This is a genomic window from Pseudomonas sp. DWP2-2, assembly GCF_049897065.1.
In the GTDB taxonomy this organism is placed as follows: Bacteria; Pseudomonadota; Gammaproteobacteria; order Pseudomonadales; family Pseudomonadaceae; genus Aquipseudomonas; species Aquipseudomonas paracarnis.
Genome location: NZ_JAFCVN010000002.1, coordinates 683402 through 702078 on the forward strand (window position 1 = coordinate 683402; position 18677 = coordinate 702078).

Below are 18677 nucleotides of genomic sequence, written 5' to 3' on the forward strand. Positions count from 1 at the left end.
AGGATGTCAGCGTTGGTCAATCAGTTAGTCGCTCAGGTCATTGGCCTGGAAGTAGGGTTACTGAGCTGCCAGGCTCGCCTCGCCGCCGTCACTGACGATGAAGCCTTGCATGATTTGCGCACCACGGTACGCCGCCTGCGCAGCCTGTTGCGCCCTTTGCGCGGGCTGCCCGGTGTCGAACAGCTTGAATTGGCCGCCAGCACGGTTGGCCAACTGACTACGCCGCTACGCGACCGAGAGGTGCTGGCGGCGTATTTGCATCAGCACGGTCATCACGACGCGGCTGATCGACGCCTGCGTCTGCAGCCCGAGGCTTATCGCCAGGTGGCGCAAAGCCCGGAGTTGGCGCACTTGCTGCTGATTCTGGATGCGTTCCCACGGTTTATCCGCGCGTCCCAGCATCAGAAACTGCTCAAGGGCTTGCGCCCGCGCATCCAGAAACGCCTGGCCAAGCAATCGCAGAGACTCGATGAGGCGCTGAAGGATCCCGATCATGACCGTCATCGACTACGGTTGCTGATCAAGCGCGTGCGCTATGCCGCCGAGGCGTATCCCGAGCTGGACAAATTACCCCCCAAGGCCCTGTCGCACTTGAAGAAAGCCCAGAGCGCGCTGGGTGACTGGCATGACTGTTGGCAGTGGCTGGCCCAGGCCGGGCACGAGCCGGACCTGCAACCCTGCGTAGCGGTGTGGCAGCGCACCATGCTCAAGGCGCAAGGCAAGGCCGATCGCGTGCTGGACACGCTCAGCGCCGAGTGTTTTTAAACCGGTCCGGTTTTTGGCTGGAATGGGCGCTGTGCCTGTGCAATTCGATGGTTAAGATTCCTCCAGGATTTTCTTGATGTGAGGTCGCCATGCGCTTTAGTGATTTGCTCGACGCTGCCCGTAGCAATCCGCTGGATGTCACCATCCCTGCCGAATGGGCCCAGGGTCGGGCTACCTTTGGCGGGCTGGTCGCTGCCTTGCAGTACGAGGCGCTGCGCGCCCAGGTGCCGGCGGACCGACCGCTGCGCTCGCTGGCCATCACCTTTGTCGGCCCGGTAGCGCCGGATGTACCTGCCAGCTATCAAGTCGAAGTGCTGCGCGAAGGCAAGGCGGTCAGCCAGTTGCTCGGGCGCGTGGTGCAGAACGGTGAAGTGGCGACCCTGGTCCAGGCCAGTTTTGGCGCCTCTCGCCCCTCCGAAATTGACGTGGCAAGTGAGCCGCCACCGGTATTCAAACATTGGGATGAGTGCCAAGAACTGCCCTATATCAAGGGTGTTACCCCCGAATTCATGCGTCATTTGGCAATGCGCTGGAGTGTCGGTGGCCTGCCGTTTACCGGCAATAAATCCCGCGACATGGGCGGCTGGGTACGGTTGCGGGGGGATGTGAAAGAGGAGCCACTGACCGAGGCGCATATCCTCGCCCTGGTCGACGCCTGGCCACCGGCGTTGCTGCCACACCTGAAAAAGCCCGCGCCGGGCAGCACCCTGACCTGGACCATCGAGTTCATCCAGCCGCTGCAAGACCTGACTACGCTCGACTGGTGCCAGTACCACGTCAACATCGAACACGCCCGCGACGGCTATGGCCACGCTGCCGCTGCCTTGTGGAGCCCGACCGGCGAGTTGATCGCCCTCAGCCGCCAGACCGTGGTGGTGTTCGCCTGAACCCGCCGGTCAGTGGTGGTGCCGCTGCCGCCAGGCCCGCCACCAGCCACCGCTGAGCACAAAGCGCGGGAAGGTCACGAACTGCTCGACCACCAGGCGCTGCACCGCATCTTTGCGATCACTGAACGGCTCACTGGCCTGGGCTTCCAGGCTATGGCCGTGACGCTGCAACGCCAGGCCCGCGACAATACCAATCACGCCGACGGCGAAGCTGGCCAGACTAAGGCTGAACACGCCCGACACGATCAGCAGGAAACCGACGATAAACAGCGGCACGGCAATCAGGTGCAACGCCAGGTTGGTTGGGTGCTGATGGTTCTGTGGGTACTGACGCCATTGCCAGGCGGGGAGGTTGGGGTGACGTTTGCCCATGGTGGTGAATCCTCTGTCCGTTGAAACAACTTGAACAGAGTTTAGGTTGAGGTGGGCGAGGTGGCGAATTGGGGCTGGCTATGGGGGTCATAGGCTGCAATTTAGGCGGAGTGACCCTCATGCCCAAATGACACAGTCATGATCATCCATGTGTACCAAGAACGTCAGCTCTTTATCGGTTATCCAAAACGGATATCCGGTGGTTTCGCCTAACACAGAGGCTAGCACTCGAGCGTTTTCCATTCTCCAGGCGCTATACGCTGAGTCAAATACCAGCAGAACCAGGCCATTCCCGCTAATGCGATGCGGCATCTCCTTCCAAAAGTCAGGGTTGTGTTCGGTGCTTTTCTCGTTTAGTTCGATGGGATCAAGCACATTGCTCTGCGCTTTGAAGAATTTTCTCGTCAGAGAGCTTATCAACAAGTTGAGTTCGCTCGAATCAAGCTTTCCAGCGTCGAGGTTCAGCGCATTACAGGCTTCGTCTATTTCGTCTTCCAGGTAACTCATCAGGGGACACCTATTCTGGACCGGCTGACAGGAACCAGTTGGAGCAGTATATGGCCTCTTTTGGCTCCTCGGGTGTGAATGTGGGAAGGATTCCAGTCTGTTAAGCGCAGATCCCCTGTGGGAGCGGGCTTGCCCGCGAAGGCGGTGTGTCAGTCACTGCCTCTGTTACTGCACTACCGCTTTCGCAGGCAAGCCAGCTCCCACTTTTGATCTTCGTTGCTTTGAGTATTGCGTTCGCTTGACTGATCGGCACCAAGGCTTACCTCCGATGTTGTTGGGTCAGTTTGCACATGCATTGGCTGGTTCACAGTTATCGAGGTCAAGTCCCATCCCATATTCGATATTCAGAGTGTCTAGGGTAAGGAGATTTACCTGAACGGCATCAAGACTGTATGAAGTACAAATTAGATGTGGACCCTTCGATTTTCTTGGCTTTGCCCTTTTTTAGGTACGCATTGAACTCACGTTCCAAGGCTTGTTTATCTGTATATTTTTTGTACTTGCTGGGTGTTTCGCATGCGTACATATACAGCCTCCACGAGTCGAAACCGTCGACCCTATCGTCCGGGCCGTAATCAAAGTCGACACATATTTCAGATAAGTAAACACTGCAACCAATACCGTGCAGCTCGTAGGTGACATTTGCAGCGACCGTCCCACGCTGCGGGATTTTTTTGGATCGCCACAGACCAATGATATTTTTGGTTCCAAACACTTGCTCAAGTAAGTCGGTAGCCTTTTTTACTTGCTCCAAGTATTCTGTGATCAAATGTTCTAGCGTCTGAGCTCTCATCGTCTAGGCCTTTCCAGTCTATCCAGTCCTACTGCATTTGAAGCGTCTATTACGTCCTGGGTGCTGTTGAACGAGCTGTTATGGTCACCTATATTCTGGATTAGTTTTATGGTGACTGGCGTCTTTGTTTGTCTTGCAGCGGCAGCTCGGTGGTGCCCATCAACAATATAGCGTTGCTCGTTATACTCAAAAACGTCTATTGGCGTATTTTTATCGTATCCGTCGTTTCGCATACTGCGAGCAATTTCTTCCACACGCTTGGTTGACCGCTTCCCTTCAATGCTGTGTGTTCTATTTAAGAAGGTTGCGTCTACTCCGTGAACAAGAGGAGCTGAAGGCTGTCCATCATCCACGCTCGATTTGTAGGATGGATCGTCAGCACTCGTTTGCTTTTTACACCCATCATCGCCTGGGCATGAATTCAAGCCTAGCGGGTCTACCCACCCTGTCGGATTGGGCACGTACTGGTAGCCATTGATCCCACCCGCCAACTTCACCGGATCCGGCGTCAGATAGCGACCAATATCCGGATTGTAGTAGCGATGGCGGTTGTAGTGCAGTCCGCTTTCCGCATCGAAATACTGCCCTTGAAAGCGCAGCGGGTTGTCAATGTTGCCTACGTCGAGCCGGGCGATCTGGCCGTAGGCGCGGTAGTGGGCGGACCAGACGATTTTGCCCTCGGGGCTGGTCAGTTCCTGCGGGGTGCCGAGGTGGTCGAGTTGGTAGTGGTAGGGCTTGGTTTCTTTTGGGCCGAAACCTTCCAACAGGGCCAAGGGGCGGAAGCTGTCGGGTTCGTAGAGATAGCTGCGATGGCGCTCTGCATGGTGTTCGGCAATCAGCTTGTCGCCTTGCCAGAAAAACTCTGTGGTTTTGTCGTCCACGGTTTTGCTGATGCGCCGCCCAAACGGGTCATAGCGATAGCTGGCGGTTTGGCCGTTGGGTGTTGTAACCCCGACCAACCGGTGCTGGCAGTCGTAGCGGTACTCTGTGACGAGTTGCTGGCCCTTGCCGCGTCGTTCGCGGATGAGGTTGCCGAAGGCGTCGTAGTCATAGTGCCGGTCGCCCTGGATCATCAGGCGGTTGGCCGCGACGATGTCCGGGCCGGGGCGGTCTTGCATCAGCAGGTTGCCGGCCGGGTTGTGGGCGAAGCGCTCCTGTACGTCCTGGGAGTGATCGGCGTGGGTCAGGCGGTTTAGCGGGTCGTAGCGGTAAAGGTGTTCGCCTTTGCGGGTGTCGAGCAGGCGGGTAAGGTTGCCGCTTTTGTCGTAGTCGTATTGGCGTTGGTAGAAATAGTTTTGCTGCTGCGTAACGGCGTGGGCGTGCAGACGATTCTGGTCGTCGTAGTGGTAGTGGTTGAGGAGTTGGCCTTGCTGGCGCTGATGTTCTCGGCCGCTCTTGAATAGATGTGAGGTGAGTACTTCACCGTTGAGCTCGACGGTGGCTAGGTGGCCGCCTTTGTCGTGGTTGAAGGTGACGCGGTTATTGTCCGGCAGGCACAGGTTTTTCAGTTGCCCGCAGGCGTCGTAGCCGTAGCGCAGGGTGCCCCAGCCCTGGTGTTCGGCGGTGAGGCGGTTTTGGCGGTCGTATTCGTAGGCCAGCGCCCAGTGGCCGTCCTCGACGCTAAGGAGGTTGCCCTGACGGTCGTAGGCATAGTCGACAACGCTGGCATCGGGCAGGGTTTTTCGGACGAGGCGACCGGCGTGGTCGCGCTCGTAACGGGTGATTAGCTGACTGTTATCGTCGCCGTATTCGGTCTTCTCCAGCAGGTTGCCGTTGAGGTCGTAGACGTAGGCGGTACGTTGGCCGTCGAAGCCGGTTTCCTGCTGGATCAGGCCGTTGGGGTGGTAGTCGAGTTGGTAGGTTTCGCCGGCTTCGTTTTCGATCTCGGTGAGCAATAGCCGAGCGTTGTCGTAGCGGTACTTGACCTGGGTGCCGTCGGCGTTGAGACGGCGGCTGATCAGGTGCAGGCCATCGGCGTATTCATAGCGGGTGACGTGGCCGAGTTCGTCGCGTTCGGCGATGATTTTGCCGTAGGGGTTGTAGCTGAACTCCCTACAACCACCGCCTGGCAATACAAGACGAATCAACCTGCCGACGCAGTCCCAGTGATAGTGCGTCAGCGCACCATGCTCATCCTCACAGGCAACTTGCCGTCCCAGATCGTCATAGCGATAACGCTTGATCCCACCATTGGGCAATTGCTCCTCAAGCAACTGCCCGCGTTCGTTCCACACCAGTCGATGGCAACTGTGATCCGGGTACCAAACTCCAGTCAGTTGCCCGTGCTTGTTGTAGCTGTAGTCAGTAACCTCTCCATCGGGATCGGTCCTACGCGTAACATCGCCTTGTTCATTACGCTCGTATTTCCAGACCGCCTCCCCACGCCTGACAACCCGTACAAAACCGTTGTCATGCTCGTAGGACGTTGGCTCATCATCCCCCGGAAACAGCGCGACCAAGCGCCCGGCATCGTCGTACTGATAGGCCGTCACCGCGCCCATCGGGTCTTGCTCGACGGTCAGCCGGCCCTGGTCGTCGTAGGATTTAAAGTGCGTGGCGCCGTCCGGATCAATCCTCTGCACCAGCCGCGCCCGCTGGTCATGGACATACACCTCCTGGCTACCATCGGCGTTATGCACCGTGACACGCCCGTCATCGCCCCAGGCATAGCGCGTGTCCATCTGCGAAAAACTCGCCCAATGCCGAACGCAGCGCGCCGCCTTGCCCGCGTGTTCCCATTCCCAATAGAAACTCGCGCCTCCGGCCAACTGCCGCTCGAGAATGACGTGCTGATCGTCGTACCGATAACGCTCGCTTTCCCCGACAGCATTGGTCGCGCAAACCAGTCGTCCGTGTTCGTCATAGGCGTAGGAAACAAGGTTCTGTTCGGTTTCCCACACGTAGGGATCACGCCCTTTGGCGCGATGCACCTGGTAGTCCACCGCAACGATGCGATCCAACTCATAACGCAACAGCAACGAGCGACCAGCACCGTTATCCAGCCGCTCAATCCGTCCTGAGCGATCACGGCAAATGCGCAGACGGTTGTCATACGCATCGCTGATGGTTGTCAGCACACCGTCGCGAAAGTGGTAGAAACGCGAGGCTTGGGCCAGCACCAGTTCATCAGGCGCCGAACCCAAGTAGATCGCCGCTTCCGCCAGGCTATTGGTGATTGCCGGTCGAGCTGAAGTCGGCAAGGGCAGGGTGGTCGAGCGGTTCTCATGGTCGGTCCACACCACCGAATCGCCCGACACCACCAGCCGATGAGCCAGCGCATGGCTCCAGCCAAACCCCAACCCACACTCGACTTCCACCGCACTGGTGCGGTACAACCGCGTCCACTCAAACGGCAAGATCCCATCCAGCGCGCCGTCGGTAAGGGTCAGCAATTCCTCGCCGGTGACCATCGACACCGGGCAACCGTGGGTGACGGTTTTATCCGCTGGCGCCGCCGCATCCCCCTTCGGGTTCGACGCCACAGCCGGCACATCATCGACAGGCTCCTGACGGACCAACGTCGTGCGCTGGGTCTTGCCGCGCACCATCGGCACCGGGTTCGAAACTAGCGTATCGCCCGCCTTCAACGGCACAGCCGGCACCGTCTTAATCGGCGTCGCCGCACTGCTCAGCAACACCGGCTTGGCCGCCTCCACATGGGTTTCCAACCGAGGCCCCGCCACCTGCTTGGCCAGCAATTCCAACAACGCCCGCGCCCGCCCGGACTTGACGCCACTAAGCACCTGAGCGCCCAGGCGCAGCTGGACCCCAATGCCTCGCGTGGCCCAGATCAGCAACAGATTGATCAAGACTTCGCCGGTGATTTCACCCAGCAGTTCGTACATGTCGGGTGGCGGCAGCATGCGTACCCAGGCCACCAGCGCCGACAGGTAGATAAACAACAGCGGCTCATCACTGAGTACCAGCAACCCCTTGGCCAGCGTGTCTTTGCCCAGCTTGAGCAGCGCATTCAGCTCGGCCTCGGACAGGTATTTCAGCAACGTTTCGCTGTTGGTCTTGAGGTTCGCGAGCAGGTCGTACAGCTCGGTGATGTTGTCCCACAGGTTATAAAGCGCGTTGCCCAGCCCGGCAGCAAAGGCCATGCCCTGTAAGGCACTGCGCTTGTAAGCCGGCGCTTTGGCAAAGTCTGCCCATCGAGGCTTGAAATACTCGGCCCATGCCGTGCGCAAATCCGCTTCCAGCCCGGCGATCACAGACTCATAGGACGCATACAGCGCCTGGACGTGAGCCTTGGAAACGTTGGGGTAAAAGGTGATTTCGTACTGTTGGTCGCGGGTACAGTCGCTGACTTCAAGAATGCCGCTGGGGCCAATGGTCCGATGCAGTGGCGCGCCTACCGGGCTGCCGTCCTGTGCAACGGCTTGCAGCCTCACGGGCGTGTTGCCGATAGGCACGAACTGCGTGCTTTCGAACAGATGCACCAGCGTCAGCCCACCCTGGGCTTTGCATTGAGCGACGGTGCGGCTGGGTTTGTCGGAAGAGATCGGCGCGACCAGTGCGACGTCTTCCCCAACCTTGAACACCTGCTCCACGCTAAGTGCCGAACCACTTAAAAAGCTGTCGGTCCACTTATCAAAGGTATTCAGGCAGGTGCGGAAGTCCGCGAATACGCGCTCAACCTTCGGCGCTTCGGGATCCATCGGCACCAGCATCAGGTTGGCCAGCACCGAGATCAAGAGACAGTCCCATTCATCAGGGCTCTAACGAACACCAGCATCTGCAATCCCTCGCACTGTTTGATCAGGCGAGGGACTTTGCAGCGGTTGTCAGGTAAAAGAAGTCGGCGTTATGCGCGAAAATAGCGAGGAAATTTCGTCTTAACTTCAGTTAAACCGAGGCTTGGTCGTAGGAGTCGGATTACAGCTGGAACAGTCTTACAACTTCAACTGCCCAATCGCCTTGCTCAACTCCCCGGCCAACGTCGCCAGTTCATTGCTGGTAGTCGCCGATGCCACGGTTTGATGTACGGTGTTTTCGGTCACATCGCGAATGCTCACCACGGCGCGGTTCATCTCTTCGGCAACATGGCTTTGCTGCTCGGCGGCCACGGCGATCTGGGTGTTGCTTTCGCGCATCTGTGCCACGGCCCCGGTGATTTCAGCCAAGGCCACACCAGCTTCCTGGGCCTGCTGGACGCAGTCATCGGCCTTGAATGAGCTTTCCTGCATGAAGTCCACGGCGTCGCGGGTGCCGGCTTGCAGCGCCGAGACCATGCGAGTGATTTCGTCGGTGGAGCTTTGCACACGCTTGGCCAGGTTGCGCACTTCGTCGGCGACTACCGCGAAACCGCGACCCATTTCCCCGGCGCGGGCGGCTTCGATGGCGGCATTGAGGGCAAGCAGGTTGGTCTGTTCGGCGATGCTGTGGATCACACCGACCACGCCGTTGATTTTCTGGCTGTCTTCGGCCAGTTTCTGGATCATTTCGGCGGTCTGCTGTACCCCACTGGACAGCCCGGCGATCGAATGCTGTACCCGGGTGACCACTGCCTGGCCGCTGCCGGCGAGGGTGTCGGCGGACTGCGACAAGTCACGGGTGGCGCCCGCGTGCTGGGCGATGTGGTAGACGGTGGCGGTCATTTCGTTGATGGCGGTGGCGGCCTGGTCGGTTTCGCTTTGCTGGCCCAGCATGCCGTGTTGCACCTCGTTCATGCTGCTGGCCAGGCGTGCGGCGCCGTCGTCCAGTTGCCGGGCGGTGCGTGCCACGGTATTGACCACGCGCTGGTAACCGGCTTGCATGGCGTTGAAGGCGCTGGCCATCTGGCCGACTTCATCCTTGCAGGCCAACGGCACCCGCGCCGACAGGTCACCAGTTTTTTCAACGTGCAGCATTACATCCTTGAGGGTGTTGAGCTGACTGAGCAGGAAGCGGATCAACAACTGCGAGGCGCCGAGCATGGCCAGCATCAGGACTGCCACGGCAACGGCGTAATTGGCGAAGCGTTCACTGAACACCTGGCTCAGGCTCGGCGCGTAGGCGAGGACTGCGACCTGCTGGCCGTCGGCCCGGCTGATCACCTCGGCGCCGATCAGCGGGTTTTCACCGAACAACGGCATAGGGTTGAGTTCAGTCCAGCCGTTGGCAGTGTTCAGGGCGGGCAGGTCCTGGGGGATCTGGCCTTTGGAAAATGCGAGCCAGTGCTCACCAGTGGGCAAGGTTCTGTCGGCTGGCCAGGCGCTTAGCAAGCGTCCCTGAGCCTGGGCCGATGCCTGTGACGCCTGGCTACGCGCCTGTTGTTCCAGCTGTACCGCGTACAGCACCAGCAGCAGGGTGGTGATGAAGGCGACCGCATTGACGGCCCAGAATTTGTATTTGAGCGAGATATTGCTAAGCCAGGCACCCATGGAAGGTTTTCTCTGATAGCGGAAACGGTATTGGCAAGGTGCCATTATTGTGCCGCTATTCAGAACAGCGCTTTTGATATGGGTCAATGCGCCGCATCAATCGATGGCAGGCAAGCCGAAAAAGCGCCGGGCGCACGCGGTGCTGTGCAGCGCCAGGTCTTCCATTGTTTCGTTACGGTGCAAGGCCACTTCGCGCAGTACTTCGGGCAGGTAAGCCGGTTCATTGCGACCATTCTTCGGCTTGGGGCGCAGGGTGCGTGGTAGCAGATAGGGCGCATCGCTTTCCAGCATCAGACGGCCTCGGGGAATATCCCTGACCAGTGAATGCAGGTGGGTGCCACGGCGTTCGTCGCAGATCCAACCCGTGATGCCAATGTGCAAATCCAGGTCCAGGTAGCTGAACAGTGCTGCCTGTTCGCCAGTGAAGCAGTGCACCACGGCGGCTGGCAGGTGGTCGCGGTAGTCCTTGAGGATCTCCAGCAGACGCTGGTTGGCATCGCGCTCATGGAGAAACACCGGCAGTTGCAGCTCGACGGCCAGGGCGAGGTGTTCTTCGAGGACTTTTTCCTGCTGGGGGCGAGGGGAGAAGTCCCGGTTGAAATCCAGCCCGCATTCACCCACGGCGCGCACTCGGCTGTCGCCCAGCAAGCTGCGCAGGCGTTGGGCGCTGTCGCTGTTCCAGTCGCTGGCAGAGTGAGGGTGAATACCGGCGGTGCTGAACAGGCGCTGGCCGCTTTCGTCGAGCTTTACACACAGTTGCAGGGCCTGTTCGCTGCCCTCGACGCTGGTGCCGGTGAGTACCAATTGCTGCACGCCAGCGGCGTAAGCGCGTTCGAGAACGGCCGTGTGCCTCTCGTCGAAACTGGGGTTGGTCAGGTTGACGCCAATATCAATGAGTTGCATGGTGCTATCTCCGCCTGCGGCCGGAAAGCATATCAGAGCTGTAGATTGATAAGAAAAACCAAGAACTACAACGCGTTAACGCTGTCTTTGAACGTCGCAAGCGACATTGTGGTGGGCCGATTGCCTACCACCGTGGCGCCGTTGCACGCCTTGCCAGCGCATAAAGCGCTCTGTTTCTGACCACCAGCACGTCGTTATTCGCGAAGGTGCTGGCCAGTTTTCTTTTCGGAGAGCGGATGATCCGACCCTCGGCGTTGCTTATGTTGTGCCTGACGTTGCTGCTGCCCATGGCGGCGGTCGCACGTCTGGATGGGCCGCTGCAAGTGGCCAAGCCCGGCAAGGTCCGCGACCTCGCGCAAATTCGCTCCAGCCGCACTCTGCGCGTATTGGTCAACCAGAGCCGCAACAGTTCCGGTGAAGTGCAGGGCCAGGCCATCGGTGTCGAATACCATCGGTTGCGTGCCTTCGAGCAGTACCTCAATGGCCATGCCCGTGATGGGCAGGCCATCAATCTCAAGATCATCCCCAAGGCCAAGGACCAGTTACTCGGCGCGCTGGCCCGTGGCGAGGGCGACCTGGTGGCGCCCGGTGAGTTGCTGGACGTGAAGGGCGTGCACAAGGTCAGCGCCAGCGACCCGATTGTCAGCGATGTGCCGTTGTGGCTGGTGGGCGTCAAGGGTGAACGACGCTTTACCAGGCTGGAGCAACTGTCAGGTCGCACGCTGACGCTGACCACGGGCAGTGCGGCGGCGGATGCCATCAGTCAGGTCAATCAAAAACTGGCTCTGCACAAGCGCCCCCCCGTGAAAGTCGAATGGGTTGACCCCAGCCTGGCGGTGGAAGACGTCCTGGAGATGGTGCAGGCCGGGATTTTTCACCTGACGATCGTGGAAAAACCCATTGCCCAACGCTGGTCGAAAATTCTGCCCAAGTTGCGCTTTGACAAGCAGGTGGTGATCAGCGAGCCGGGCGACGAGTTCTGGTTTGTGCGCCAGGATGCCTCGATGCTGCGCGCCAGCATTGATCGGTTTCTCAAGACCTATCACACGCCTTCCGACCAGGATGTGGCATTCCAGCGTATCTATCGACGCCTCTACCAGGTCCGTAACCCGTTGGCGCGGGCTGACCGCCAGCGCCTGGAAAAACTGCGCCCGGTCCTGCAAAAACATGCACGTGAGCAAGGTATGGACTGGCTGAACCTGGCGGCGTTGGCGTTCAAGGAGTCTTCCCTGGACCCAGGCGCACGCAACAGCGGCGGCCCTACCGGCCTGATGCAGATCACGCCGTCGGCGGCCCAACGGGTGGGGGTCAACAATATCGAGACGCTCGACAATAATGTGCAAGCGGGGGCACGTTACCTGGCGATGATCCGCCGCAAGTTTTTCGCCAGCCCCAAGCTCAATGAGCGTGAGCGCATGGCCTTTATGCTAGCGGCGTACAACATGGGGCCGGAGCGAGTACAGGGCATGCGCACCGAGGCCAAGCGCCGTGGGCTTAACCCCAATCAGTGGTTCTTCCAGGTTGAACGCATTGCCATGGAGCAGGTAGGGATGGGCGGCGTCAGCTATGTTAATAGCGTCAACAAGTATTATTTGGCGTTCGATCGGCAGCGGGAGTCCTTGGAGCCGCCCGCGGCTAAAATTGCATCGCGTAAATAATCGAATTTTTAGATGTCAATTAGGCAATATTTTGGCTTTTATCATTGTTTAAACTGATTAATATAGCGGCCAACCAACCCCTACCTGGAAAAGGATTTACCCCCATGAGCCCAATGATTACCCGTGTACTGTCCACTCGCGCCGGTTATGGCCTGACTATTCTGCGAATTTTCGTCGGCATCATCTTCGCTGCCCACGGTTCGCAAAAACTCTTCGGCTGGTTTGGCGGTGGTGGCCTGGCGGGCACCGCACAATGGATGGAAAGCATCGGCCTGGCGCCGGGCACGCTGATGGCGCTGCTGTCGGGCGGTACCGAGTTCTTCGCCGGCCTGGCCCTGATCATCGGTTTGTTGGTTCGCCCTGCCGCATTGGGCCTGACCTTCCTGACACTGGTGGCGATTTTCTCTGTACACATCCACAACGGGCTGTTCATGGCCAACAACGGTTATGAGTTCGCACTGGCGTTGCTCGGCGGCGCGTTGGCGGTGTTGTTGGAAGGTGCGGGCAAATTGTCTGTCGACCGCGCGATCACTCACTGATCGTTTAGCAAGCTGTACAGAAGGCCCGCTGATGCGGGCCTTTTCGTTGCCCGGGATTCTTGACACTGCCCCACCGGCTTCTCTAGGATGCTGCTCATGCGCCGATTTAAACAGCTAATTGCGGGGCGCCACTGGGACTCAATGCAGCCCGACAGAAGCACGCTTGCTCACGCAGGGCGTTCTTCGAAATACCGCTAAAGCGCTGGTTCGGTGTTGCCTCTCACCTGCCCGCAGACTTTTGAGGCAGAGACACGACACGATGAATGCACTACGCCCTCTCATACGCCTGGCCCCGATCACCGCGGACCTGACTCAACGCAATCCGAAAATCCTTCTGGGCGGTAAGCACCAGCCGACGCTGCTGCGTTATCTGGACGGCTGGCCACGCCGTTCCGGTCGACCTTCGGCGTTCCTGATCCAGTTTGTTGAAGACGGCGATTCCCTGGCCCGTTTTGCCAGCGATAGTTTCGACCTGGCAGTGATCCAGGCACCGAATGCCAGCAACGCCGTTGAGGTGATCCATCAACTGACACGCATTGCCCGCCAAGGCCTGATTACCCGTCGCTGAGCGAGTGGTGATAGGCCGCCAACGTAAATGTTCGACGCCTTCGCTGGTATAGGAAAAGTACCCAGGCAATCAGGCACAGCAGCAGCGGTATCGTGGCGACCATCAGCCATTGCAGATATCGTTCGAAACGCAGCAGCGGGGCGTATGCCTGGGTCTTGAGCGCCTGCAACTCGATGGGCAATTGCAGGCGCTCTTTGTTGAGTGCCTGCAACTGGGTAGTGGTATCCACCGCTTGAGTCATGAGGCTGGTGTGGGGTGGGTTCAACCTGCGCCATGCTTGTTCTGTCTGCTCAAGTCGTCGCTCCATCGCAGTCGCACTTTTGCGATAAGCCTGTGCGGCTTCGTCGCGCATGTGTTCTAGCCTGTGCAGTGGTTGGCGCATCACACGGGATTGAATATTTCTGAGTGCCTCGGGCGCCGCCAGATTATCCAAAGTGTTCAATACAAACTGCGCGTTGCCGTTGGGTAGGGCGTTGTTGAGCGTGTCCGCGAGCAAGTCGGTGTCGGCCACGATCACCATCTGGATCTGTTCTGCCCTCTGCAGCCCGGGCGGCTGGCCCTCCAGGCCGTCGGGAAACGCTGAATAAGCGGGCCCGTCAAGGCGGGCGGCGATGACATGACGCTGCCCTGAAGTCGCTGATTCATCTATGAGTGAATCGAACGTAGTAGCGGAAGCAAAGCGTTCTGCGTCCACCAATGCCGATTGGCGTGAGCTCAGCAGAAGCGGGGTCAACAGCGAGCGGCTTTTGGGGGCCAAGGAGAGCGCGCCGCTGCTCGATACGATGACCGAATGCAGTCCCCAGGTGCTGATATCCGTCCTGGTCATTGCCTGCCTTGGCAGATGTAGCCTGGCCGGGTGCAGTACCGCGGGCATTCCGGTGCCGGGCGTTGCTGATGAGGCATAAAGATTATCGACCAGCAACTTGTCCGCAGGCATCTGGATACCCCATGCGGTCAGCAGCGCATCCAGCCTGGCGTTTGTGGATATGGCGTCGGCGCCTATCTCGCTCACCGGGTCGATGAACATCATCAGCTTGCCGCCTTTGAGTACCCATTGCTCAAGGGCATATAGGGCTCGACCAGATAGAGCGTGTGGCTGTACAACCATCAGTGTGTTCATGGAGGGCGGTACTTGGGTGATGTTCGCTGCCAATTCCACCACACTGAATTGCTCGCGCATCAACTCCAGTAACCCACCGGCCGATTTGTCCAAGGGCAGTCCCGACAGTAGGCCAACAGTGGGGCGATCAGGGTGCATCAACTTGTAGATCAGGTGGCTGATTTCATACTCGAGCAATGATTCATGCTCAGGGCTGAACGCTTGGATGCGTTGGGCGCCCTGGCCGGCACGCGTACCGATAAGGCCAAGGAATCCTTGTGTGTCATCAAGGCCAAACAAGCTGGCTTTATAGGCGTCCTCAGAGAACGGGGTGGGGTTGATAATATGTAAGTTGATCATGCCGTTGGCAGCTTTTTCGAATTCCTTGAGCAAGTCTTCCACGCGCCGGCCATAACGTTTCAATACCGGTTTTTTTTGCGGTGCATTGAGGGTGTTGAAGAAATATAAGTCCAGTTGGCTTTCAAGTGAAACGAGTAATTGCCGCGCCGATGGCGATAGGGTGTGGGTGTTTTCTTGGGAAAAGTCCCAACGGACAGTTGGCAGTTTGGGTACCCAGACTAAATTGAATGCCAGAAACAGTAGTGATATGACGATCAATGTCATACCCGCGCGAAAAGCGGATCCCATCAGTGGCGTTCCTATGTCAGCTGTTTCTGTAGTTGAGTGTGAGGGTGGTCGCAAACAGAAAAGCCAAGATCATGCTTATGAAGTACAGGCAGTCATGCAATGTCAACTTGCCGTTATCCATCGCGCTGAAGCGGGAAATCGGATCAAGGGATATCAAACTGTCGATAATCCATATGGGGGTCTGCTGTTCCAGTGCATCCAACATTGAAGATATCCCACTGGCGGCCAGCAACAAGCACAGCGTCAAGAGGGAAATCATAACGCGTTGGTTCGTCAGCACACAGGCAAAGCAACCTACAGAGAGATAGCTTCCCGCCAATAACCAACTGGCGAAGAACTGTGATGCGATAACGGTATTGTCGGGGGTGCCAAGGTAATTGACAGCCATCACCCAAGGGAAATTAAGCATCAAAGCGATGCCACAGACGATCCATGCCGCCATAAACTTTCCAACCACTCGCTGCGTCGGAGTGACGGGTAAGGATTTCAATGTGTCGCAAAAGCCGGTATTGGATTCGTCTGACCATAACTGCGTCGATAAAATCGGTACCAGTAGCAGATAGAGCCAAGGATGCAGTTCGAAGAACGCCTGCAAATCGCTGCTGTTTTGTTCCAGCCAGTGATGGCTGTGCAACCCCAGCGTCGCACCCAGCACGAGAAAAACCGCCACACTCAGATAAGTGCTCGGTGACGAGGCAAAGCTGGCGAGTTGTCGTTTGAAAATGATGGCTAGCAGTCTCAAGGATTTACCTCATGGCTCAGATGGTGAACGACATCGTTCAGGCGACCCGGCTCCAGATTCATTGACGTTATGTTCCAGCCACGGTGGGTGATGAGCGCGTTGATTGAAGGGAAGATGGAGTGTCCGGGCATGGCCAGAACAGTCACCTTGCCGGGGGCATGCCGGTCTTCTTCGATGCCTGCGACGCCAGGTAATACGGCAAGCGCCAGCAAATCCAGCGGGGTGTCCGCCGCCAGGGTCACCGCTTGGAAATGCCGGGAACTGCGTTGCAAATCCGGCAGTGAAGCGTCGGCCACCAGGCGGCCGTCGGCGATGACCAAGGCACGGGTGCAGGTATCCGCTAACTCTTGATAACGGCGGGAGGCGATGATGATCGTCATTTCCTCGGTCAGGGATTGGATGAGTGCCCTGAACTTGAGCCGTTGATCAGGGCATAGTCCCTCCGTAGGCTCATCCAGCAGAAGCAGGCTTGGGGAGTGCAGGAGTGCCTGGGCCATTGCGACTCTGCGCTTCAAGCCAAGTGGAAGCACATCGATCGGGCAGTTGAGCACGGGCAGCAGTTCCAGTCGCGTGACTACTTGCTCGACTCGACTGCGCTTTTCAACACCGCTCAAACCGCGAATAGCGGCAATAAAATTGAGCATATGCCTGACGGACATCCTGTGATGATTGAGGCCTTCCTGGAGTTGATAGCCAACGACTTTTTTGGCTTGGAGTGAATGGGTCTGGGTACTGAAGCCTTGGATAGTGATTTGTCCTGAAGTAGGTTTGATTGCCCCGGCAATCAAACTCAGCAGTGCTGTTTTTCCTGCACCACTCTCTCCCAGCAGGGCCACACACTCCTGGCGCTGGGCGCAGAAGGAGAGGTTGGTGATAACGCTTTTTTTGCCCAGCTGTTTTGTCAAGTTGCTTATCTCGATCATATTTTTACCGAATAAGTTTTGCAGGGCGTGTGAGAGGTGCCGGCCGTATGGGAGAGAGCTTTAAAAAGGGTACGTTCAATAAAGTGGCTTGGGAACGCGAGACGTAACTAATAAGAAGAATCCTACGTTCGGCTCGATAATTCGCTGAAACAATTGTTTTGTTTGGAAGACTTATTAAAGCTCGGATGTTTATCTGGTGTTTATATAAGGTTTTTTCTTTTGTAATGAGGTCTGATTGCCATGATGCTTCTACGTACTCTTGTTCTTGAACGTAACGACGAAGACGCGCCCGTTAACGGCGCGTTGCTGTGTGGGTTCGCTGTCACGCAAACCGGGTCCAACTTTCTCGTGTATAGCCTGGATGAGGAGACCGAACCCGGTCACTCCCGGGTCTATATCGCGGTATTACGTAAAAAGCTCGAACGCTATTTTCTGGGGGGGGTTGATTCAAAAGAGGACCTGCAATCAGCGATGCAGGTCTTCAAGCAGATCCTGATGATGGCGGCCGCGTCAGGTTCGAAGGCAAGCTCGATTGGCGACGCTGAGGTTCCCTTTCACTTTATTGACTTGAAGGGCTGCCGGCTGCCGCCTGCCAGGCCCGAGGATCATCACTCGGTGATCATCAAGAAGACATTGGTCATGAAGGTGATCACCTTGGGTATGTCTGCGCCGGCGTTGCCTGCGATCGAAAGCAGCGCAGTGATCGTGCCGTCCATTCGCTTTTCGTCGCAAATGGTTGCGCCGCCCCGAAATCCGCGCGCACCCACGGCTGTGCCGCAGCCTGTGGATGAAGACACCTTTGAAGAGCCGGCGCAGTCGCTGGCCGCGATACCGCAGTTGCAGGTCAAGACCAGTGCGCCGCCTGTCCCGGATGAACAAAATGACAGCCAGTTTGAGCCAAACAACCTGCGGCTGGAGCCACCCGAGCCCGACCACTTGGACCCGCCTGCCCACCTGGAGCATACCTCTTTGCTTGAAATGGACAGCGCGCTGAGCAATCTGGCCAAGGTCGCCCAAGAGTTGACGCAAAAAAAATGCGCCGTCCTCGAGAAAGAGCAGATGCTTGAACAGTGGCAGGCGTCCCTGCAACAGCAGCAGAGCCAACTGGATGAAAAAGGCCGTGAACTTGAGCAGCGCCATACCTATTTGCAGAAGCAGGGGTTGGAGGTCAGTCAGAAAGCCGAAAAACTGACAATGATGATGTTGCAGCTGTCCGGCATGCGCCAGCGCATGCAGGGCATGCTGCTTGAGTTGGATCAAGTCCTGGAGGGCCATGGGTGAGGTTACAGGGGGCGCCGGCCTGGATACTTTCCAGGGTTCATTTATCATCAGTCCCAGCCAGCCGCTGCCTGGGCATGATGCCCTGGCGTATCGGCACCATTAGACATTGCCTGGGGATGTGAGCGTTTGAGTACCAAGCTGATTACCAAAGAGGGTCATGAAGCGCTGAAAAAAGAGCTGGATTACCTATGGCGTGAAAAACGTCCGGATACCACGCGTAAAGTGACCTGGGCAGCCTCCCTGGGAGATCGCAGTGAAAACGCCGATTACCAGTACAACAAGAAGCTGCTGCGCGAGATCGACCGACGGGTGCGTTACCTGCGCAAACGCCTGGAAGACATGCGGGTGGTGGAGTACATGCCCGAGCAGGAGGGAAAGGTGTTTTTCGGCGCATGGGTCGAAATCGAAAACGAACAGGGCGAGGCCAAGCGTTTTCGCATCGTGGGTTATGACGAGATCTACGACCGTATGGATTACATCTCCATCGACTCACCCATGGCACGGGCCCTGCTGCGCAAGGAGGTGGATGACGAGGCAGTCGTACAGACCCCAGGCGGAGAGGTGTGCTGGTGGATCACCAAGATCGAATATGTAAAGCCGGCCTGATGGCACGTACCCTTGGTAGAG

General features: G+C 57.8%; 16 protein-coding genes. 7 read left to right on the forward strand and 9 right to left on the reverse strand.

Annotated elements, in window-relative coordinates; translation table 11 throughout:
- Positions 1 to 3: 3 nt before the first annotated feature.
- Positions 4 to 765 (forward strand): CHAD domain-containing protein, encoded by a 762-nt coding sequence (locus ACP7CZ_RS07195; protein ID WP_294148584.1) that lies wholly within the window; start codon positions 4 to 6, stop codon positions 763 to 765.
- An 89-nt stretch (positions 766 to 854) separates the two neighbouring features.
- Complete coding sequence (locus ACP7CZ_RS07200) at positions 855 to 1652, forward strand: acyl-CoA thioesterase (RefSeq protein ID WP_003189843.1); 798 nt, start codon at positions 855 to 857, stop codon at positions 1650 to 1652.
- 9 nt (positions 1653 to 1661) lie between these two features.
- On the opposite strand, the gene ACP7CZ_RS07205 is transcribed toward ACP7CZ_RS07200, so the two are convergent.
- The 6 genes from ACP7CZ_RS07205 to ACP7CZ_RS07230 all read right to left on the reverse strand — a co-directional run bounded on the left by ACP7CZ_RS07205 (position 1662) and on the right by ACP7CZ_RS07230 (position 10592).
- Complete coding sequence (locus ACP7CZ_RS07205; protein ID WP_003189844.1) at positions 1662 to 2024, reverse strand: Mpo1-like protein; 363 nt, start codon at positions 2022 to 2024, stop codon at positions 1662 to 1664.
- Between the two features lie 117 nt (positions 2025 to 2141).
- The gene (locus ACP7CZ_RS07210; protein ID WP_106111551.1) at positions 2142 to 2531 is read right to left on the reverse strand and encodes a hypothetical protein; all 390 of its coding nucleotides are present in this window, start codon (positions 2529 to 2531) and stop codon (positions 2142 to 2144) included.
- 382 nt (positions 2532 to 2913) lie between these two features.
- On the reverse strand, positions 2914 to 3324 hold the full coding sequence (locus ACP7CZ_RS07215; RefSeq protein ID WP_096144406.1) for a DUF6896 domain-containing protein: 411 nt from the start codon (positions 3322 to 3324) through the stop codon (positions 2914 to 2916).
- Positions 3321 to 7997, reverse strand: coding sequence for an RHS repeat-associated core domain-containing protein (locus tag ACP7CZ_RS07220; protein ID WP_426174002.1), 4677 nt, complete (start codon positions 7995 to 7997; stop codon positions 3321 to 3323). The genes ACP7CZ_RS07215 and ACP7CZ_RS07220 overlap by 4 nt, the downstream gene beginning before the upstream one ends.
- A 222-nt stretch (positions 7998 to 8219) precedes the next feature.
- On the reverse strand, positions 8220 to 9689 hold the full coding sequence (locus tag ACP7CZ_RS07225; protein ID WP_054920166.1) for a methyl-accepting chemotaxis protein: 1470 nt from the start codon (positions 9687 to 9689) through the stop codon (positions 8220 to 8222).
- A 96-nt stretch (positions 9690 to 9785) separates the two neighbouring features.
- Positions 9786 to 10592: a TatD family hydrolase gene (locus ACP7CZ_RS07230; protein ID WP_054897912.1), complete on the reverse strand. Its 807-nt coding sequence runs from the start codon at positions 10590 to 10592 to the stop codon at positions 9786 to 9788.
- Between the two features lie 236 nt (positions 10593 to 10828).
- On the opposite strand from ACP7CZ_RS07230, the gene ACP7CZ_RS07235 reads away from it, so the two are divergent.
- From ACP7CZ_RS07235 to ACP7CZ_RS07245, 3 genes are all read left to right on the forward strand, one after another.
- Entirely contained in the window at positions 10829 to 12250 is a 1422-nt protein-coding gene (locus tag ACP7CZ_RS07235; RefSeq protein WP_034126720.1) for a transglycosylase SLT domain-containing protein, read from the forward strand.
- Between the two features lie 104 nt (positions 12251 to 12354).
- A complete protein-coding gene (locus tag ACP7CZ_RS07240) occupies positions 12355 to 12789 on the forward strand; it encodes a DoxX family protein (RefSeq protein ID WP_003189852.1) in 435 nt (144 codons plus the stop codon).
- Positions 12790 to 13048: 259 nt separating this feature from the next.
- Positions 13049 to 13357: a hypothetical protein gene (locus tag ACP7CZ_RS07245; RefSeq protein WP_034126721.1), complete on the forward strand. Its 309-nt coding sequence runs from the start codon at positions 13049 to 13051 to the stop codon at positions 13355 to 13357.
- Here ACP7CZ_RS07245 and ACP7CZ_RS07250 read toward each other — a convergent pair.
- Genes ACP7CZ_RS07250 through ACP7CZ_RS07260 form a run of 3 tightly spaced genes read right to left on the reverse strand, consistent with a single transcriptional unit; the run spans position 13344 to position 16769 of the window.
- Positions 13344 to 15104: a Gldg family protein gene (locus tag ACP7CZ_RS07250; protein ID WP_294195902.1), complete on the reverse strand. Its 1761-nt coding sequence runs from the start codon at positions 15102 to 15104 to the stop codon at positions 13344 to 13346. The two genes, ACP7CZ_RS07245 and ACP7CZ_RS07250, sit on opposite strands and share 14 nt — an antisense overlap.
- Positions 15105 to 15120: 16 nt before the next feature.
- The gene (locus ACP7CZ_RS07255; protein ID WP_054920162.1) at positions 15121 to 15846 is read right to left on the reverse strand and encodes an ABC transporter permease; all 726 of its coding nucleotides are present in this window, start codon (positions 15844 to 15846) and stop codon (positions 15121 to 15123) included.
- Positions 15843 to 16769: an ABC transporter ATP-binding protein gene (locus ACP7CZ_RS07260; RefSeq protein WP_054920161.1), complete on the reverse strand. Its 927-nt coding sequence runs from the start codon at positions 16767 to 16769 to the stop codon at positions 15843 to 15845. Before ACP7CZ_RS07260 ends, ACP7CZ_RS07255 begins: the two co-directional genes overlap by 4 nt.
- Positions 16770 to 17009: 240 nt before the next feature.
- On the opposite strand from ACP7CZ_RS07260, the gene ACP7CZ_RS07265 reads away from it, so the two are divergent.
- Together ACP7CZ_RS07265 and greB are read left to right on the forward strand one after the other, a co-directional pair.
- Positions 17010 to 18050 (forward strand): hypothetical protein, encoded by a 1041-nt coding sequence (locus ACP7CZ_RS07265; RefSeq protein ID WP_294195899.1) that lies wholly within the window; start codon positions 17010 to 17012, stop codon positions 18048 to 18050.
- 126 nt (positions 18051 to 18176) lie between these two features.
- A complete protein-coding gene (gene greB / locus ACP7CZ_RS07270) occupies positions 18177 to 18656 on the forward strand; it encodes a transcription elongation factor GreB (protein WP_054897905.1) in 480 nt (159 codons plus the stop codon).
- Positions 18657 to 18677: the final 21 nt, after the last annotated feature.